Source organism: Paraburkholderia sp. BL18I3N2, from assembly GCF_003001875.1.
GTDB lineage: Bacteria > Pseudomonadota > Gammaproteobacteria > Burkholderiales > Burkholderiaceae > Paraburkholderia > Paraburkholderia phytofirmans.
Genome location: NZ_PVNC01000022.1, coordinates 78,657 through 95,629, shown reverse-complemented (window position 1 = coordinate 95,629; position 16,973 = coordinate 78,657). Strand labels below are relative to the sequence as shown.

The following is a 16,973-nucleotide window of genomic DNA, read 5'->3' as shown; positions in this document are numbered from 1 at the left end:
CTGAACCAGCGCGCGCTGTCGATTGCGCAGCAACGGTACAAGGCAGGTGCGGTGGATTTCCTCGACGTGCTGAACGTGCAGAAACAGTTGCTCGACGCGCAGAGTAATCTCGAACGGAGCAAGGCCGACGCTGACGCGAACCTCATCACGCTGTGCAAGGTGCTCGGTGGTGGATGGGAATCGACGTATGCCAGGCAGGACAGTCCTCATTGATTCGTGAGCACGAACCTGTTCGCCCCTTCGGGGCGAACCGCCTTTCGCGAATACTGCACACGATGATCGGTAACACTGCGATCTCAAAGAGAACCGGCCGCGAGCGGTGCATCAGCGCAAGGCAGTTCAGAAGGATCGCTACCAATCCCCCCGCTTAAATACCGTTTGCATGCCGGTCGCTACGAGAAACGACATGATTCTTCTCTTTCGAACGGTGCGGTCATCGCGTCGCGCCACACCCGGAGCATATGCGGCGTCGATCGCCTGAACGCCGTGCCGGAACAAAGCCGGAGCAAGGCAACGGCCGCGCCGCGACCATTTTTTCGTCAAATCTCACATTTGCATTAACATCGTGACACTGAACGTATGCAACTCGACGCGTCGCGAGCGGACGTGCCGGTTCGATATTCCACTGTGAAAGAGAGGGAGACGATCGTGGCTGATGAAAAGATGCTGGCGCAAGTTTGTGAAAAACAGGGATTTTTTGCCGCGTTGGACCAGAGCGGCGGATCGACCCCTGGCGCACTGCGGCTCTACGGCATCCCGGAGACCGCCTACAACGGTGACGCCGAGATGTTCAAACTGATACACGAGATGCGCGTGCGCATCATCACGGCGCCCGCCTTTACGGGGGACAAGATCATCGGCGCCATCCTGTTCGAAGCGACCATGGACGGACAGGCCCAGGGCAAACCCGTTCCGGCCTTCCTGTGGGAAGAGCGCGGCGTCGTACCGTTCCTGAAGGTCGACAAGGGCCTGCAAGCCGAAGCCGACGGTGTCCAGTTGATGAAGCCCATTCCCGGCCTGGACGACCTGCTTGCGCGGGCCGTGAAGCTCGGCATCTGCGGCACCAAGATGCGGTCGGTGATCAATCTGAATTCGCAAACCGGGATCGCTTCGATCGTCAAGCAACAGTTCGAACTGGCGGCGCAGATCGACGCGCACGGCCTCCTGCCGATCCTCGAACCCGAGGTTTCGATCAAGAGTCCGGACAAGCCCGGCGCGGAAGCCACCCTGCGCGCCGAACTGATCAAAGGTCTCGACGCGTTGCCGGATAGCCGCCGCGTGATGCTCAAGCTGACCATACCCGATGCGGCGGACTTCTATCGTCCGCTGATCGAACACCCGCGTGTCGCACGGGTGGTGGCGCTGTCCGGAGGCTACACGCGCGCCGACGCGTGTCAACGGCTCGCGTCGAATCACGGCATGATCGCCAGCTTTTCGAGGGCGTTGATCAACGAGCTCAAGGAATCGATGAGCGACAGCGAATTCAACGCAGCGCTCGAGAAGGCCGTCGACGAGATCTATCAGGCCTCTGTCGTCAAGGTTTGAAGCGGCTTTCGGGAGACGGCGCCGGGCGCATCAAGGCCCGGGTCCGTCGAAGGTGAACGGGTTGCTTTATCCGGCCTCATGGCCGGATAAAGCGCGCGGCCTCGCATTAATCAGGCGCTGTATCGTCGTCATAGTGAAGCGGAGTGGTAGTTCGTCCGCGAGACTTGCCAGAATTTGTTCCGATCTTTTTTCGCCGATGGTTGGCGTCGTCGGCCCGTGTCGACGGCAGCCTGGCGGCGCTTACCGCGGACGCAGGACGCTGAGCACGGTATCGATATTGAATTCGAGCCGTGCCTCACGCGCCTCTTTCGACATGAAGTCAAAACCGAAAATCACTTCACCGGTGTGGCGGTTATTCAGGTAGTAATAGCCGACCGCCGCGAGCGTCAGATGCAGCTGCCGCGGGTCGACACCGGGCCGGAAATCCCCCGTAGCGACGCCCCGGTCGAGGATACGCTGCAGCATGTCGATGAAACCGCCGTGCAGTTCATGAAACCGCCGTGATTTCTTCACGTGACGGGCCTCATGCAGATTTGCGCTGTTCACCAGAGAAATGAATTCCGGATGACTGAGGTAGTACTCCCACGTGAAAATCATCAATTGCCTGATGGCTTCCACCGGAGGTAGCGCGTCGAGTTGCAACCTGTTCTCCGCGGTACGAATTTCGGCCCACGCGTCTTCGAGGACAGCCTGGAACAACTGGTCCTTTCCCTCGAAGTACTCATAGATCATCCGCTTGTTGACGCCGGCCTTTTCCGCGATCGTGTCGATCCGGGCACCGCCTAGCCCCACTTTCGCGAACTCCGCCTTGGCTGCCGCCAGGATCTTGATCTGGGTCTGGACCGGGTCCCGCATTTTCGTGGAACGCTCCGGCAAGCGCGTTTTCTTTTCGGTCGCGGACATGGTGGACATTGCTTCAACCTTGCTTTATTCGTGAAACAGGTTCCAGAACTTTACACCACCCGCGTCGCCCCCACCGACATTACTCTTAACCGGCGCACAGCCGCTTCTAGCAGACGGACTGCAGGCGGCCGGCACACATCTGCAGAACCTCGTCAGGCGCAGTAGTCCACCAGCGCTCCTTCGAAAAGATTTCGACTTCGACGAGGCCACGATAGCCGGCATGCTCGACAAGTCCGCGGATGTGTTCGAGGTCCACCACCCCGTCACCCATCATTCCGCGATCGAGAAGCATATCGCGGGTATTGGGCAGCCAGTCGGACACGTGATAGGCGAAGATCCGCTGTGCGTCGCCCGCCGCCTGTATCGATTCGGCGAGTTGCGGATCCCACCAGCAGTGGTAGATATCTATGGCGATGCCCAACACGTCCGCGCCATCCGGTTCGATGACCTGACACAACGCCAGTGCCTGACTGATCGTATTGATTACCGAACGGTCGGCCGCGTACATCGGATGCAGCGGTTCAATGGCAAGTCGGACACCAAGCCTGCGTGCCTCGCCGCAAAGTGCAGCGACGCCTTCCGCCACCTGCTCGCGTGCGGCCGACAGATCGCGGCTGCCGGCCGGCAGACCGCCGACGACCAGCACGAAACATTGCGCGCCGATTTGCGCGGCCTGCCGCAACGCGTTCACGTTGGACTCGATTGCGGCAGCCCTTTCCGCTGCGGTATCCGCAGGAAAATAGGTCGAGCGGCAGTAGCCAGTGACCGTCAGTTCGAGAGCGCGTATCTGCTTCGCAATATCGTCGAGATTGGCCGCGTCGAGTTCGTGCCGCCATGGAGCGACGCCGCCGAAACCGGCACGCGCAATGCGGTCGATCGTCAGGCTCAGGGGTTCGCGATGGCCTAGCGTGGCCGTATTGATCGAGCAGCGATCGAGTCGCCCGCGCAGTGAGTCCATGATGAGTTCCGGTCCAGAAGAAAGGACGCCCTCCGAAAGCGACGCCCAAAAGCGTAGTGAGGATCAGGCGATGCCAAACGTCGTCATGACGTTGCGCATCCGGTGAACCGCGACTTCCGGATCGAGCAGCAGATTCGCTTCGTCGGCGAGGCGAAACACATCCGCCAGGTAGACTGGCGGCCGCATGCCGTGGTGGCCGCCGAGCATGAAGAAGTGAGGCTGGAACCCGTTCAGGTAGGCAAGAAACACGACGCCGGTCTTGTAGTACTGCGTCGGCGTGCGGAAGATATGGCGCGACAGGGGCACGGTCGGCACGAGCAGCCGTTCGTAACGGGCGCGGTCGTTGTCAGCCAGCGCGGCCAGCGCCTGCGACGCGGCCGGGGCAATGGCATCGAATATGCCGAGGAGCGCGTGTGAATAGCCCGCCTCGTCACCGGCGATCAACTCGGGGTAATTGAAGTCGTCGCCGGTGTACATCTTCACGGATGCGGGCAAGCGGCGCCGGAATGCGATTTCCTTCGCATCGTCGAGCAAAGAGATTTTGATCCCGTCCACCTTGGCGCTGCTCGTCGCGATAGCTTCGAGGCAGACGTTCGCAGCGTCTTTGAAACTCGCATGCCCCCAATAGCCCGCCAGCTCCGGATCGAATGCTTCGCCCAGCCAATGCAGGATCACCGGCTGCTCGCACATCGACAGCACTTCGCGATATACACGGAGGTAGTCGCTCGCACCGCGCGCGACCCGAGCCAATGCGCGGCTCGCCATCAGGATGATCCGGCCTCCCGCACGCTGCACTTCGGCGATCTGCATTGCGTAGGCACGAATCACGTCGTCGCACGTCGTCGCTTCGCCGGGCAGCAGGTGATCCGTACCGCAACCTGAAGCGATAAGCGCTCCAGAAATGTCTCGTGTTTCTGCAAGGGTGCGCACAACAAGCTCGCGGGCTTGCGGCCATGAAAGTCCCATGCCCCGCTGTGCCGTATCCATTGCTTCTGCGATGCCCAGACCCTGCTCGAGCAGATAGCGGCGGTATTCGATCGTGCGGGTCCAGTCGATTGCGCAAGGGTGATTCAGTTCGCCGGCGCGCAGCGGGTCCGCAACGACATGCGCCGCCGAGTAAGCGATCCGCGTGAATGGTCTGGCGGGACGCACGGGCGCGAGAGGCGTGCCTCTGACGAGATATTCGTACGTTTGACCGTCACTACCGGGAAGATTGATTTGCATGATTGACTCAGTACTTGTGAACGAGCAGGCCACCGTCTACGCGAATCGCCTGGCCAACGCTATAGGGGAGACAGTCTGTCGCGAGGGTGCGCACGACGGTCGCCACCTCCTGAGGCGTACCCCATCGTTTGATGGTGGTTAGCCCGCTCTCCATTTGCGCGTCGTAGCGCGCTTTGGATGGAGATGTCATCTCGGTTTCGATGAAGCCCGGCTGCACTTCGTAGACGCGCACGCCGACCTCGGCGAGGCGCACCGAGAAAAGCGTCGTTGCCATGGATAGGCCGGCTTTCGATACGCAATACTCGCCGCGCTGTATCGACGCCGCGACTGCGTTAGACGACGTGATCGTGATGATCGAACGGGAGGTGCCGGCCGCGGCGCCCGCTCGCGCCGCCTGCTCGGCCCTCCTGCCAAATGCCTGCATCAGGAAGAACGTGCCGCGCGTGTTCACTCCGAGGCATCGGTCATAGCTTTCGGGTGTGACGTTCAGCAAGTCGCCACGCGACATGACCGAGACACCCGCATTGTTGACAAGGCACGTGACTGCTCCAAGCGCGTCCTCGACCGACTGCAGCAAGGTTTCATGAGTCTCGATGCGGGCCAGATCGGAGACGAACGTCGCTGCTCGTGCGCCTCGTTGCTGGACGGCGTGGCGCACGCTGTCGAGTTCGTCGGACGCGCTCACGTCGGTCAGCGCGATGTCGAAACCGGCATCCGCGAGTTCGAGCGCGATGGCCCGGCCGATTCCCCGTCGGGCGCCTGTTACGAGCGCGATCGGGCGTTGTGGCATGGGTGCTTCCTCCTGCGTTAGGTCGAGATGAATTCGAGTCCACGGCATGAATCACCGGTAAATAAGTTAAGTAACGACTCGGTTCTACTTTAATACGTTCAAGCGATCGCCGTCAAAAGGGTTTTCACCAGGCCACTGGACGACTCGGGACCCATCAGTGATCGACACACGCTCCATTGTCCTTGAATAATTTCACTTCCATCGCCACACTTTAGCGTTCTTTGAAGCACTGCACAGTCCAGCCGAAGCAGCCAGCAACCTGTCGTAAACCCGACCACAAGCCACAATTTCTTGAACCTCGTCGAGTCATGTGCCACCATTATAAACAAGTAACGATTCAGTTCGGTTTAGACCAGAACCGATGCGAATTTATGACAAGGAGGCACGGTGGACAAATGGACGAGCGCTGAAGCGGTTGCCGCTTCAATCTTTGACGGTGCGACGATTGCGATCACCGGTTCCGGTGGCGGCCTGCTCGAACCGGACGCCCTACTCGCCGCAATTGAAGCGCGGTATCTCGAGAGCGGGCACCCGCGAAATCTGACAGTTGTCCATGCCCTCGGTGTTGGAGACGGACAAGGCAGCGGCCTCGGCAGGCTCGCGCACGCCGGCATGGTCAAGCGCGTCATTGGCGGCCACTGGGTGTGGTCATCGGAAATGCAGAAACTGGCTGAAAGCGGCCAGATCGAGGCTTACAGCTTTCCTGGTGGCGTCATCGCAACCCTGTTCCGCGAAATCGGGGCTGGGCGCCCAGGCGTGATTACGCGAGTTGGCCTGCGAACTTTTGTCGATCCCCGGCTCGACGGCGGCAAACTCAATGCGGCGACGACTGAGGATCTCGTAGAACTCGTCAACGTCGGTGGCGAAGAGTATCTGCGCTTCAAGCCGTTCAGGATCGACTTCGCCCTCGTCATGGCGTCGTCGGCCGACGACCGCGGGAATCTCACCACCCAACGTGAGCCGGCCGATCTCGACATCTACGCGGTCGCACTGGCTGCGCACAACAGCGGCGGAAAGGTCATCGCGCAAGTCAAGGCGAAGTCTGCCGACCACGTACTTGCGCGTCTCGTGCGAGTCCCCGGCGTAATGGTCGATCAACTTGTCGAGACAGGTAGCCAGCGCCAGTGCGCCATTAGTGATTACGACCCGACGTTGAGCGGTGAAGCCCATGGTGCGGATGCGGAGATGGAAATGCCGGAAGGCATGCGTCTCTTTGTTGCTGAACGCGCCGCTCAGGAACTGGGCGTGGACCGGTCGGTGAACTTCGGTTTTGGTTTTCCCGGTGCAATCCCTGCCGTGCTCTCGCGGCAAGGACGAGGCGGCCAGTACTGGGGCTCGGTCGAACAGGGCATCCATCGCGGATCCATGCTAGACGGCGCGATGTTCGGCACAGCCCGCAATGCGGACGCCATCGTGCCGAGCGTCGACCAGTTCGATTTTTACAGCGGCGGCGGTATCGACGTCACGTTCCTCGGCATGGGGGAATTCGACGAAGAAGGCAACGTCAATGTCTCGAAACTGGGCAGCACCGTTGTCGGACCGGGCGGATTCATGGACATCGCTCAAGGCGCCAAAAAGATCGTGTTCTGCGGCGCATTCGAAGCGAAAGGGCTGAAGGTCAGTCGGCAGGAAGGAACGCTTGAGATTGTCTGCCCCGGTTCCGTTCCCAAGGCGGTGAAAAAGGTTCGCCACGTGACCTTTAGCGGGGTTCAGGCCCGACTCGAAGGCAAAGAGGTTCTGTACATCACGGAGCGTGCCGTGTTCAAGCTCGATCCGCTTGGGGTTCGTCTGATCGAGGTGGCCAGGGGCATCGACGTCCACAAGGATGTCCTGTCGCGCATGGAGTTCACGCCCGTAGTCGATGAGCACCTCCTTGAAGCCGAGGCCGCACAGTAACCGACCTCGTCGATCGCGATACAAGGGTTGTTCTTCTCCTTAAAAAACCGGGTGCCTACATGCAGTCGAATTCCGACGTTCTCTTCAACATCAGCGGGTGTGTTGCAACCATCACGCTCAATCGAGTTTCACGCCATAACGCATTGACGATTCACATGCTCGAACAGATCGAGCACGCGATTGCGAGCGTCGAGCGTAACGATGAAGTACGCGTGCTGAAACTCGAGACATCGAGTCAGCGTTTTTTTTGCAGCGGCGCGGACATTAATGAATGGGGTGACCTCGAAGCCGCGAAAATGGGCTCCCGGTTCATCCGGGAAGGAAACCGCGTGTTCCGCAGACTTGCGGAGCTGGACAAACCCACCATCGCCGTGCTTTCCGCCAGCGCGCTAGGAGGCGGCTTTGAACTGGCGTTGGCCTGCGATCTCCGTTACGCGAGCGTCGATGCGAAGGTAGGTTTCCCCGAGTCATCGGTGGGCGCCATCCCGGGATGGATGGGATGTGCGCGACTCGTTGAGCTCGTAGGGGCGACGCGCACGCGCGAACTGATCCTGCTCGGAGATTCCATCACGGCCAGTCGCGCCGCGCAGTGGGGAATTGTCAATGAAGCCCTGCAGCCGGACGAACTTCAGCAACGAATCGACGCTGTCTGCGACACCTTGCAGAAGCGCTCACGAACTTCGCTGTCGGTCGGCAAGAGGCTTGTCCGGATGATGGAAACCGGTCAGCCCGAATACGCCCACGAATTCGCCGCTTCAGTCTGCAAAGCATCGCCCGATGCAATCGAAGGCGTGGCAGCGTTCCGGGAAAAACGCGAGGCAAAGTTCAATTGACCAGCGACAGTGCAAACCAACGCGTCAGCGCAGTCGCTAACCTGCGCAAGCGCATATCAGGAGACAGGAGTACTTCATGGAAGATCGTTCAAATTACCGGTGGCGCATTTGCGCTCTGCTGTTCTTCGCGACCACGATCAATTATCTGGACCGGCAGGTTCTCGGGCTGCTCAAGCCTGTACTTGCGCTGCAATTCGACTGGTCGGAAACCCAGTACAGTTACATCGTCATCGTTTTCACCGGCTGTTACGCGATCGGCATGCTCCTTTCGGGCAAGCTCGTTGACAGGGTCGGCGTGAAGCTCGGCTATGGCGTCTGTGTTCTGCTCTGGAGCATTGCCGCGTGCGGCCATGCTCTCGTGCGCAGCACGTTCGGGTTCGGAGTCATGCGCGCCTTGCTGGGTCTTTCAGAGTCGGGCAGCTTTCCCTGCGCGGTCAAGACCGTATCCGAATGGTTCCCGCGCAAGGAACAGGCCCTGGCCGTCGGGATCCTCACTTCCGGTACGAGTATCGGTGCCGTTGCCGCGCCCGCCGTCGTTCCGTGGCTTGCCGCGACGTATGGCTGGGAAGCGGCTTTCCTGATCACCGGTCTGACGGGCTTCATCTGGCTTGGCTTCTGGTACGTGATGTACCAGGCCCCGCTGAAACACGGGAAGGTGTCCAGATCTGAAATCGAGTACATCAACGACGACCCGGTGCCGGCTTCTCCGGCCGCGCGGGTGCACTGGTTCTCGCTATTGAAGCTGCGTCCCACGTGGGCTTTTTTCGCGGGCAAACTTCTCACCGACCCCATCTGGTGGTTCATGCTCTTCTGGCTGCCGTCCTACTTCAACTCGCTGTTTCATCTCGACCTGAAGAATCTCGGTCTGCCACTTGTCATCGTCTACGTTGCTACTTCGATCGGCAGCATCGGCGGCGGCTGGATTTCCTCTGCACTGATCGAGCGAGGCTGGCCGGTCACGAAGGCGCGTCAAACCACGATGCTCGGACTTGCGTTTCTGGTCACGCCGATCGCTTTCTCACCGTGGATCGATAACATGTGGGCGATGGTGGGCCTCCTCAGTCTGGCTGCGGCAGCGCATCAGGGGTGGTCGGCCAACCTTTTCACGACCGCTTCAGACATGTTCCCGAAGGCGGCTGTCGGCTCGGTTGTGGGGATCGGGGGGCTGGCCGGCGCCTTGGGCGCGACGCTGTTTCCTTTGCTGGTCGGCACGCTGCTCGACCATTTCAAATTGCTTGGCCAGATCAATGCCGGCTATAACATCCTGTTCGTCATCTGCGGGTCGGCATATCTGGTGGCATGGGTGGCGATGCGCGCGATCCGCGCATCCAGCACGGCAGTGGATATGACGCAACTGTCGGCTACTACGAGCGGCTAAATCGATCAGGCGCGGGAGCGTGGGGTTCGCGCCCGCGCATAGTTCGTCTATACGTTGGACCGGCAAGCTGAAGGCTCTCTTCGGGCTGAACTGCCCGTGCGCCAATCAATGCCGCCACGACCCATGCGGCAACTCCACATGCCGCTGTGCCGCAGCCAATCCTTCCAGCATGCCGGCTCGATCGAGCGGAATGCAATACACCGGCTTGGCGCGCTCGAAGCGCCAACTGTCCGCCAGCGCGCCCGCGTCGACGGGATCGAAACCGAACTGATCCAGCAGTTCGCTCACGACGCGTTTGGCCGATTCATCGTCACCGGCAAACGGCAGCGCGCGACGCTTCGGCGTATGCGGCGCTGAGCCATCCGTTTCGAGGTCCCTCGCCAGAATCGCGTTAAAGGCTTTCACCACGCGAGCGCCCGGCAAGGCGGCGGCGAGCAGCTGGCTGGTGGTCGTGGCGTGGCTGGCGAGCGCCTCGATCTGGCCGTCGCGCTCGGGATAATGATTGCAGGTGTCGATCACGATCTTGCCGTCGAGCGCCGCCGCCGGCAGCGCGTCGATGCTGCTGAACGGCACGGCGACCACGACCACTTCGCCGAACCTCGCCGCCTCCTGCGCCGTGCCGAGCGCGCAACCGAGCGCCGCAGCCGTGCTGATCAAGGTCCGCGGATCGCGGGAATTGCTGATCATGACTTCGTGACCGTTCTGCTTCGCCAAAGTCGCCATCGCGCGGCCGATAAAGCCGGCGCCGAGAATACCTATCTTCATCTTTCACACTCCATGCATGTCCGGGGATCGCTCCGTCGAGCCCACGCTCGCCGGTGAGAACCACTATGATTCAAAACTCAAACGGGATAAACATGCGCAGTTCGACGACTGTCGAAAGCAGGAATAGGGAATCATGGATCGACTGACCAGCATGGCGATCTTCGTCAAAACGGCCGACAGCGGCTCGTTCGCCGCGGCGGCGCTCGCCTTCGGCATTTCGTCGCAGATGGCCGGCAAGCACGTGAGCACGCTCGAAGAGCGCGTCGGCGCCCGGCTGCTGAACCGCACCACGCGCCGCCAGAGCCTCACCGAAATCGGCCAGATCTTCTACGAGCGCTGCAAGGCGCTGCTCGCCGACGCGGCGGCGGCGGAGTCGGTCGCTCAGGAACTGTCGGCGTCGCCGCGCGGACGCCTGCGCATCACCGCGCCCGTCACGTTCGGCGCCTGCTGTCTCGCGCCGCTGATCGCGCACTATCTGAAAGCGCATCCCGAGGTGCGCGTCGAGTTGACATTGACGGACCGTTTCGTCGATCTGATCGATGAGGGTTACGAGGCCGCGATCCGCCTTGGCGCGCTGTCGGATTCGTCGTTGATCGCGCGGCCGTTGATGCCATACCGGCTGGTCGCGTGTGCATCGCCCGGCTATCTGGCGGAACGCGGCGAACCGCGCACGCCGCAGGAACTGACGGCCCACGAGTGTCTGAGCTTCGCCTACACGAGCATGCCGGCCGATACCGAATGGCGTTTCGCCGATGCACAAGGCGAACAGGCGGTGCCGATTGCCGGCCGCTTCGAGGCCAACGACGTGAAGGCGCTGCTGGCCGCCGCGCTCAACGGCGGCGGCGTGATGCTCGCCCCCGAAGTCGCGGTCAGGGACGAACTCGCGGCCGGCCGCCTCGTGCGCCTGCTGACCGGCTACGAGGCGACCGCGCGGCCGATGCATCTGGTATTCCCGGCCAGCCGCGTCACGCCGAAATTGCGTGCGTTCATCGACCAGGTGGTCGCCGAATTCGGCCCGCACAATGCGTGAACCATGCGTGAAGATCCCACGAACATCGCGCGAACGAGCTGCACGGAAATGCTCACCACACGCCCATGACAAGCCGCCAATCTCGCCGCATTGCCCGCTAGAATGGCCGCCTTTGCCCGCTTCGGGCTCGCCACAAGGCAAAATACGGGTTTTGCGCGCGCCAGCCGCGCCGCGCATCCCGGTAAATCAGACGCCGGCGGCACGCATGCCGACGGCCTTAGCAAACTCGCACGACGACCGCCCGTTCATGCCCAACGGGGCTCCAGCGGCCGGCCGCGTGCGGCGCAGCCAGGACAGCTCGTCCTCTAACAGAGCACCTCAGGAGCATTTATGACCGATTCGAACCCATCCTTCCTCGGCAGGATTTCGCTGGCCGTGGGCACGTTCTTCCGCATCCTCGGCGATGGCGAATTCGCCGCCGGCGTGCTGCGCCTGCGTGACGGCGGCGTTGCCGCCAGCGCCGCGCCCGCCCCGGCTCCCACGCCGGCGCCAGCACCCGCGCCGCAACCCGCGCCCGTCCTGAAGGAAGCAAGCCCCGACGCCGCCTTGCAACTGCTCGGCCTGCTGCAACGCGACGCGCGTTTCATCGATTTCGTCGAGGAAGACATCAAGAGCTACAGCGACGCCGATATCGGCGCGGCCGCGCGCCTCGTGCACGACGGTTGCCGCGCGACGCTGCGCGAGCATTTCACGATCCGCCCGGTGCGCGACGAAGCCGAAGGCAGCCGCGTCACGCTGGCCGAAGGTTTCGATGCGGCCTCGATTCGCCTGACCGGCAATGTCGTCGGCAAGGCCCCGTTCAACGGCAGCATCAGCCATCGCGGCTGGCGCGTCGACGAAGTGCGTCTGCCGAAGCTCGCGGACAGCCACAACGCGAAAGTGATCGCACCGGCCGAGGTGGAGCTATGAGCGACGCACGCCAATCACGCTACGCCATCGGCATCGATCTGGGCACCACGCACTGCGCGCTGTCCTATGTGGACACGAGCGCCAGCGACGGCGAAAAGACCTCGCAAGGCGTGCTGCCGATCGCGCAGCTCACGGGCCCCGGCGCGATCGACAACCTCGATCTGCTGCCCTCGTTCCTCTATCTGCCGCATCCTGACGAACTCGCCTCGGGCGACCTCTATCTGCCGTGGACCGGCCAGCGCGAATTCGCCGTCGGTGAATTCGCCCGCAGCCGCGGCGCGGCCACGCCGATCCGGCTCGTGTCGAGCGCGAAGAGCTGGCTGTGCCATCCGGGCGTCGACCGGCGCGCGGCGATTCTGCCCAACGACGCGCCGCCCGAAGTCGCGCGCGTCTCGCCGCTCGAAAGCTCGGTGCGTTATCTGACGCACTTGCGCGAAGCCTGGGACCACGCGCATCCCGACGCGCCGTTCAGCGAGCAGGACATCACGGTGACGATCCCCGCATCGTTCGATCCGGCCGCGCGCGAACTGACCGCCGAAGCCGCCGAGGCCGCGGGCTTCGGCCGCATGACGCTGCTCGAAGAACCGCAGGCCGCGCTGTATAGCTGGATCCAGAAGAGCGGCGGCGACTGGCGCAAGCAGGTCAAGATCGGCGACATCATCCTCGTGGTCGATGTGGGCGGCGGCACGACCGACCTCTCGCTGATCGCCGTGATCGAGCGCGAAGGCAATCTCGAACTGCATCGCGTCGCGGTCGGCGAACACATTCTGCTCGGCGGCGACAACATGGACCTCGCGCTCGCGCACGTGGTCGCGCGCAAGCTGGCCGCGGCAGGCACCCAGGCCGACGCGTGGCAGTTGCGCGCCCTCACCTACGCGTGCCGCTCGGCCAAGGAAACGCTGCTCAGCGATCCGGCCACCGATACCGTGCCGCTCGTCGTGCCGAGCCGCGGCTCGAAGCTGATCGGCGGCTCGATCCGCACCGAGCTCACGCGCGCCGAATTGACCCAGACGATCCTCGAAGGCTTCTTCCCGCAGGTGGACAGCGCCGCGCGTCCGGTGAGCCGCGCGCGCGCCGGGCTGACGCAGCTCGGCCTGCCGTATGCGCAGGACGCCGGCATCACGCGTCATCTGGCGGCGTTCCTCGGCCGTCAAGTGGGCGCGCTCGCGGAGCTGGCGGGAACGAGCGGCATCGCGGCCGCTGAGAATGCGAGCTTCCTGCATCCCACGGCGGTGCTGTTCAACGGCGGCGTGTTCAAATCGCCGCTGCTGGTCGAACGGATCATGGGCACGCTGAACAACTGGCTCGCCGCGGAAGGCGCGGCGCCGGCGCGGCTGCTCGAAGGCGCCGATCTCGATCTCGCCGTGGCGCGCGGCGCGGCCTATTACGGCTACGTGCGACGCGGCCGCGGCGTGCGGATTCGCGGCGGCACGGCGCGCGCGTATTACATCGCGATCGAATCGGCGATGCCCGCCGTGCCCGGTCTCGAACCGCCGATCCAGGCGCTGTGCGTCGCGCCGTTCGGCATGGAGGAAGGCACCGAGGCCGAGCTGCCCGCGCAGGAATTCGGACTCGTGGTCGGCGAGCCGGTGCACTTCCGCTTCTTCGGGTCGTCGGTGCGCCGTCAGGATCAGGTCGGCACGCTGCTCGACTTCTGGGGTCCCGAGGAATTGCAGGAACTCGAGGAGATTCAGGCGACATTGCCCGCCTCCGGCCGCAACGCCGGTGAAGTCGTGCCGGTCAAGCTGCACGCGCGCGTCACCGAAGCGGGCACACTCGAACTCGAAGCCGTGCCGCGCGGCACCGACGAGCGCTGGAAGGTCGAGTTCGACGTGCGCGGCAACGCGAATGCATGACTGAGATGAAGCGGTACAGCGTCGGTATCGATCTCGGCACCAGCAACACGGTGCTCGCCTATGCGGAGGCGGGATCGCCGGGTGGGTCGCCGCTTATCCACGTCTTCGAGATCGAGCAACTGGTGAGCCCCGGCGAAGTGGCCGCGCGGCCGCTTCTGCCCTCGGTGCGCTATCAGGCAGCGCAAGGCGAACTGAACCCCGGCGATCTGCAATTGCCGTGGTCCGGCGCCGCTCAGAGCGGCGCGCGCAAGGATGCACAGCAGGCCACGCAGGACGCACAGCCGGTCGTGATCGGCCGGCTCGCGCGCGTGCTTGGCGCTCAGGTGCCGGGCCGGCTGGTGTCGAGCGCGAAGAGCTGGCTCTCGCATGCGTCGGTGGATCGCACCGCGCCGATCCTGCCGTGGGGCGCCGCCGACGACGTCCGCAAAGTCTCGCCGGTCGAAGCCAGCGCGAGCTATCTGGCGCACGTGCGCGCGGCCTGGAATCAGCGGTTTCCAGACGCGCCGCTCGAACGCCAGGACGTGGTGCTGACAGTGCCGGCGTCTTTCGACGAAGGCGCGCGAGCGTTGACCGTGGAAGCCGCCCGCATGGCCGGCTTGCATACTTTGAAGCTGCTGGAAGAGCCGCAAGCGGCCTTCTACGACTGGCTGTTTCATCATCGCGAGCGGCTCGCAAGCGAACTCGCGGACACGCGTCTCGTGCTCATCTGCGATGTGGGCGGCGGCACCACCGACCTCACGCTGATCGAAGTCGGCCTGCGCGACGGCGAGCCGCAGCTCACGCGCATCGGCGTGGGCAATCATCTGATGCTCGGCGGCGACAACATGGACCTGGCGCTCGCGCATCTGGTGGAAGCGCGGTTGCCGGGCGGCTCGAACCAGCCGGGCGAGCGCGCGCGTCTGTCGGCGGCGAGCCTGTCGCAGCTGGTCGAGCGTTGCCGCAACGCCAAGGAACAACTGCTCGGCGCGCAGGCGCCCGACTCCACGTCGATCACACTGCTGGGCGCGGGCTCGAAGCTGATAGGTGGCGCGCGCACAGCACAAGTCACGCGCGACGAGGTCGAGCGGATCATCGTCGATGGTTTCTTTCCGGCGGTGGCGTCGCATGAACGGCCTGGCCGGCCGCGTGGCGCGATCGTCGAATTCGGTCTGCCCTATGCGACCGATGCCGCGGTCACGCGTCATATCGCGGCGTTCCTGAGCCGCTTCGCGGCGCAATCACGCAAGGCGCTGGGCGTCGCGGAACCCTCCGGTTCATCGGACGAAGCAACGTTGCCCGTACCCGACACGCTGCTGCTGAACGGCGGCGTATTCCGCGCCGAAGCGCTCACGCAACGTCTGGCGAGCACCTTAGGCACATGGCGCGGCGAAGCGCTCAACGTGCTGCACAACGACAATCCCGACGTGGCCGTGGCGCGCGGCGCGGTCGCCTATTCGCTCGCGCGCGCCGGCAACGCGCCGAAAATCGGCGGCGGCTCGCCGCGCAGCTATTTCCTCGTGCTCGACGAAGCCGGCGACGGCAAGCCCGATGCCGAACCCGTGCAACGCGGCATCTGCCTGCTGCCGCGCGGCACGGAAGAAGGCCACGAGATTCTGATCGCGGACCGCACCTTCGCGCTGCGTCTCGGGCATCCGGTGCGGTTTCACCTTGTCTCGTCGAGCGCGGATACGGTGTATGTACCCGGCGAACTGATCGATCTCGCCGGCGGCGATTTTGTCCGCCTGCCACCGATCGCGACCATCGTGCAGCCGCGCGGCGCGAAGAGTGCGCGCGAAACCGCGGTGCAGATCGCGACGTCGCTCACCGAAGTGGGCACGCTCGACGTCCACTGCATCGAACTGGACGATCCCACCCAGCGTTGGCTGCTCGAATTCCAGTTGCGCCGCGAACACGCGCAAGTGAACCTGACCGACGATGCCGCGCAGGCCCGTCATCCGGCGCTCGATCAGGCGATCGACCACATCGACCGATGCTTCGGCTCGCGCGCGCAGAAAGTCGATCCGAAAGAAGTCAAACGTCTGCGCTCGCAACTCGAACAACTGCTGGGCCCGCGCGAAAGCTGGAACAGCGCGTTGCTGCGCGAACTGTTCGGCGCGCTGTGGGAACGCGCGCGCCGCCGGCGCCGCTCGGCGGATCACGAGCGCCTCTGGCTGAATCTGGCCGGCTATTGCGTGCGGCCCGGCTTCGGCTATCCGCTCGACGAATGGCGCGTCGAACAACTCTGGTCGCTGTTCGACGACGGCATCCAGTACGTCAACGAAAGCCAGGTCTGGTCGGAATGGTGGACGCTCTGGCGTCGCGCCGCCGGCGGCCTCGACGAGAGCGCGCAGCTGCGCGTGCTCGACGCGATGGCGTATCTGCAAGGCGCCGCGCAATCGCGTCACAAGCTGCCGTTCGACGTGGCGAAGACCGGCTTCACCGACATGGTTCGTTTGAGCGCATCGCTCGAACGCATTCCTGTGGAGCGCAAGATCGAACTCGGCGAGTCGGTGCTGACGCGTCTGAAAAAACCCGCTGAGAATCATCAAAGCTGGTGGGCGGTCGGCCGTATCGGTGCGCGGCGGCCGTTCTACGGCAGTGCGCATAGCGTCGTGCCGCCGGAGATTGCCGGTGTATGGCTCAACGCGATCCTCGCGCTCGACTGGAAGAAGGTCGATCCCGCCGCGTTCGCCGCCGTGCAGATCGCCCGCATGACCGGCGACCGTTCGCGAGACTTGCCCGAAGACTTGCGTCTTGCGGTAGTGCGCCGCCTCGAAGCGGCTAACGCGCCGCGCGCGTGGATCACCATGGTGAGCGAGAGCGTCGAGCTCGATAACGCCGACGAAGGCCGCGTGTTCGGCGAGTCGCTGCCGGCGGGGCTGAAGCTGATCGCGAGCTGAGGCTGGC

Annotated in this window: 14 protein-coding genes; 9 read left to right on the top strand and 5 right to left on the bottom strand. The window is 63.4% G+C overall.

The window, feature by feature from the left end; genetic code table 11:
* Both B0G75_RS34730 and B0G75_RS34725 read left to right on the top strand, forming a co-directional pair.
* On the top strand, nt 1-213 hold a 213-nt coding region (locus tag B0G75_RS34730; protein WP_146142568.1), incomplete at its 5' end, for a TolC family protein.
* Nucleotides 214-663: 450 nt separating this feature from the next.
* A complete protein-coding gene (locus B0G75_RS34725) occupies nt 664-1,545 on the top strand; it encodes a fructose bisphosphate aldolase (RefSeq protein WP_374956938.1) in 882 nt (293 codons plus the stop codon).
* 240 nt (nt 1,546-1,785) lie between these two features.
* On the opposite strand, the gene B0G75_RS34720 is transcribed toward B0G75_RS34725, so the two are convergent.
* From B0G75_RS34720 to B0G75_RS34705, 4 genes are all read right to left on the bottom strand, one after another.
* Nucleotides 1,786-2,457 (bottom strand): TetR/AcrR family transcriptional regulator, encoded by a 672-nt coding sequence (locus B0G75_RS34720; protein WP_106314334.1) that lies wholly within the window; start codon nt 2,455-2,457, stop codon nt 1,786-1,788.
* A gap of 97 nt (nt 2,458-2,554) precedes the next feature.
* Nucleotides 2,555-3,406 carry a sugar phosphate isomerase/epimerase gene (locus tag B0G75_RS34715; protein WP_106314333.1) on the bottom strand — a complete coding sequence of 284 codons (852 nt, stop codon included), beginning with the start codon at nt 3,404-3,406 and terminating at the stop codon, nt 2,555-2,557.
* A gap of 63 nt (nt 3,407-3,469) precedes the next feature.
* Entirely contained in the window at nt 3,470-4,630 is a 1,161-nt protein-coding gene (locus tag B0G75_RS34710) for a dihydrodipicolinate synthase family protein (RefSeq protein WP_106314332.1), read from the bottom strand.
* A gap of 7 nt (nt 4,631-4,637) precedes the next feature.
* On the bottom strand, nt 4,638-5,420 hold the full coding sequence (locus tag B0G75_RS34705; RefSeq protein WP_106314331.1) for a 3-ketoacyl-ACP reductase: 783 nt from the start codon (nt 5,418-5,420) through the stop codon (nt 4,638-4,640).
* A 387-nt stretch (nt 5,421-5,807) separates the two neighbouring features.
* On the opposite strand from B0G75_RS34705, the gene B0G75_RS34700 reads away from it, so the two are divergent.
* From B0G75_RS34700 to B0G75_RS34690, 3 genes are all read left to right on the top strand, one after another.
* Nucleotides 5,808-7,316, top strand: a complete 1,509-nt coding sequence (locus tag B0G75_RS34700; RefSeq protein ID WP_106314330.1) for an acyl CoA:acetate/3-ketoacid CoA transferase — start codon at nt 5,808-5,810, stop codon at nt 7,314-7,316.
* 59 nt (nt 7,317-7,375) lie between these two features.
* Entirely contained in the window at nt 7,376-8,149 is a 774-nt protein-coding gene (locus B0G75_RS34695) for an enoyl-CoA hydratase/isomerase family protein (protein ID WP_106314329.1), read from the top strand.
* A 76-nt stretch (nt 8,150-8,225) separates the two neighbouring features.
* Complete coding sequence (locus B0G75_RS34690) at nt 8,226-9,527, top strand: MFS transporter (RefSeq protein ID WP_106314328.1); 1,302 nt, start codon at nt 8,226-8,228, stop codon at nt 9,525-9,527.
* Nucleotides 9,528-9,632: 105 nt separating this feature from the next.
* Here the strand turns inward: B0G75_RS34690 and B0G75_RS34685 are convergent, their stop codons facing one another.
* Nucleotides 9,633-10,292, bottom strand: a complete 660-nt coding sequence (locus B0G75_RS34685) for an NADPH-dependent F420 reductase (protein ID WP_106314327.1) — start codon at nt 10,290-10,292, stop codon at nt 9,633-9,635.
* 133 nt (nt 10,293-10,425) lie between these two features.
* Here B0G75_RS34685 and B0G75_RS34680 point away from each other — a divergent pair, with 133 nt between their 5' ends.
* From B0G75_RS34680 to B0G75_RS34665, 4 genes are all read left to right on the top strand, one after another.
* Nucleotides 10,426-11,322 (top strand): LysR family transcriptional regulator, encoded by an 897-nt coding sequence (locus B0G75_RS34680; protein WP_106314326.1) that lies wholly within the window; start codon nt 10,426-10,428, stop codon nt 11,320-11,322.
* Nucleotides 11,323-11,652: 330 nt separating this feature from the next.
* Nucleotides 11,653-12,231, top strand: a complete 579-nt coding sequence (locus B0G75_RS34675; protein WP_106314325.1) for a DUF2760 domain-containing protein — start codon at nt 11,653-11,655, stop codon at nt 12,229-12,231.
* The gene (locus B0G75_RS34670) at nt 12,228-14,087 is read left to right on the top strand and encodes an Hsp70 family protein (RefSeq protein ID WP_106314324.1); all 1,860 of its coding nucleotides are present in this window, start codon (nt 12,228-12,230) and stop codon (nt 14,085-14,087) included. Before B0G75_RS34675 ends, B0G75_RS34670 begins: the two co-directional genes overlap by 4 nt.
* Nucleotides 14,084-16,966 (top strand): Hsp70 family protein, encoded by a 2,883-nt coding sequence (locus tag B0G75_RS34665; RefSeq protein WP_181309412.1) that lies wholly within the window; start codon nt 14,084-14,086, stop codon nt 16,964-16,966. Before B0G75_RS34670 ends, B0G75_RS34665 begins: the two co-directional genes overlap by 4 nt.
* Nucleotides 16,967-16,973: the final 7 nt, after the last annotated feature.

Coding starts and splice junctions, on each gene's coding strand:
- B0G75_RS34675 (WP_106314325.1), top strand. CDS start 11,653: ATGACCGATTCGAACCCATCCTTCCTCGGCAGGATTTCGCTGGCCGTG.
- B0G75_RS34685 (WP_106314327.1), bottom strand. CDS start 10,292: ATGAAGATAGGTATTCTCGGCGCCGGCTTTATCGGCCGCGCGATGGCG.
- B0G75_RS34720 (WP_106314334.1), bottom strand. CDS start 2,457: ATGTCCACCATGTCCGCGACCGAAAAGAAAACGCGCTTGCCGGAGCGT.
- B0G75_RS34710 (WP_106314332.1), bottom strand. CDS start 4,630: ATGCAAATCAATCTTCCCGGTAGTGACGGTCAAACGTACGAATATCTC.
- B0G75_RS34680 (WP_106314326.1), top strand. CDS start 10,426: ATGGATCGACTGACCAGCATGGCGATCTTCGTCAAAACGGCCGACAGC.
- B0G75_RS34665 (WP_181309412.1), top strand. CDS start 14,084: ATGACTGAGATGAAGCGGTACAGCGTCGGTATCGATCTCGGCACCAGC.
- B0G75_RS34725 (WP_374956938.1), top strand. CDS start 664: ATGCTGGCGCAAGTTTGTGAAAAACAGGGATTTTTTGCCGCGTTGGAC.
- B0G75_RS34695 (WP_106314329.1), top strand. CDS start 7,376: ATGCAGTCGAATTCCGACGTTCTCTTCAACATCAGCGGGTGTGTTGCA.
- B0G75_RS34705 (WP_106314331.1), bottom strand. CDS start 5,420: ATGCCACAACGCCCGATCGCGCTCGTAACAGGCGCCCGACGGGGAATC.
- B0G75_RS34670 (WP_106314324.1), top strand. CDS start 12,228: ATGAGCGACGCACGCCAATCACGCTACGCCATCGGCATCGATCTGGGC.
- B0G75_RS34715 (WP_106314333.1), bottom strand. CDS start 3,406: ATGGACTCACTGCGCGGGCGACTCGATCGCTGCTCGATCAATACGGCC.
- B0G75_RS34690 (WP_106314328.1), top strand. CDS start 8,226: ATGGAAGATCGTTCAAATTACCGGTGGCGCATTTGCGCTCTGCTGTTC.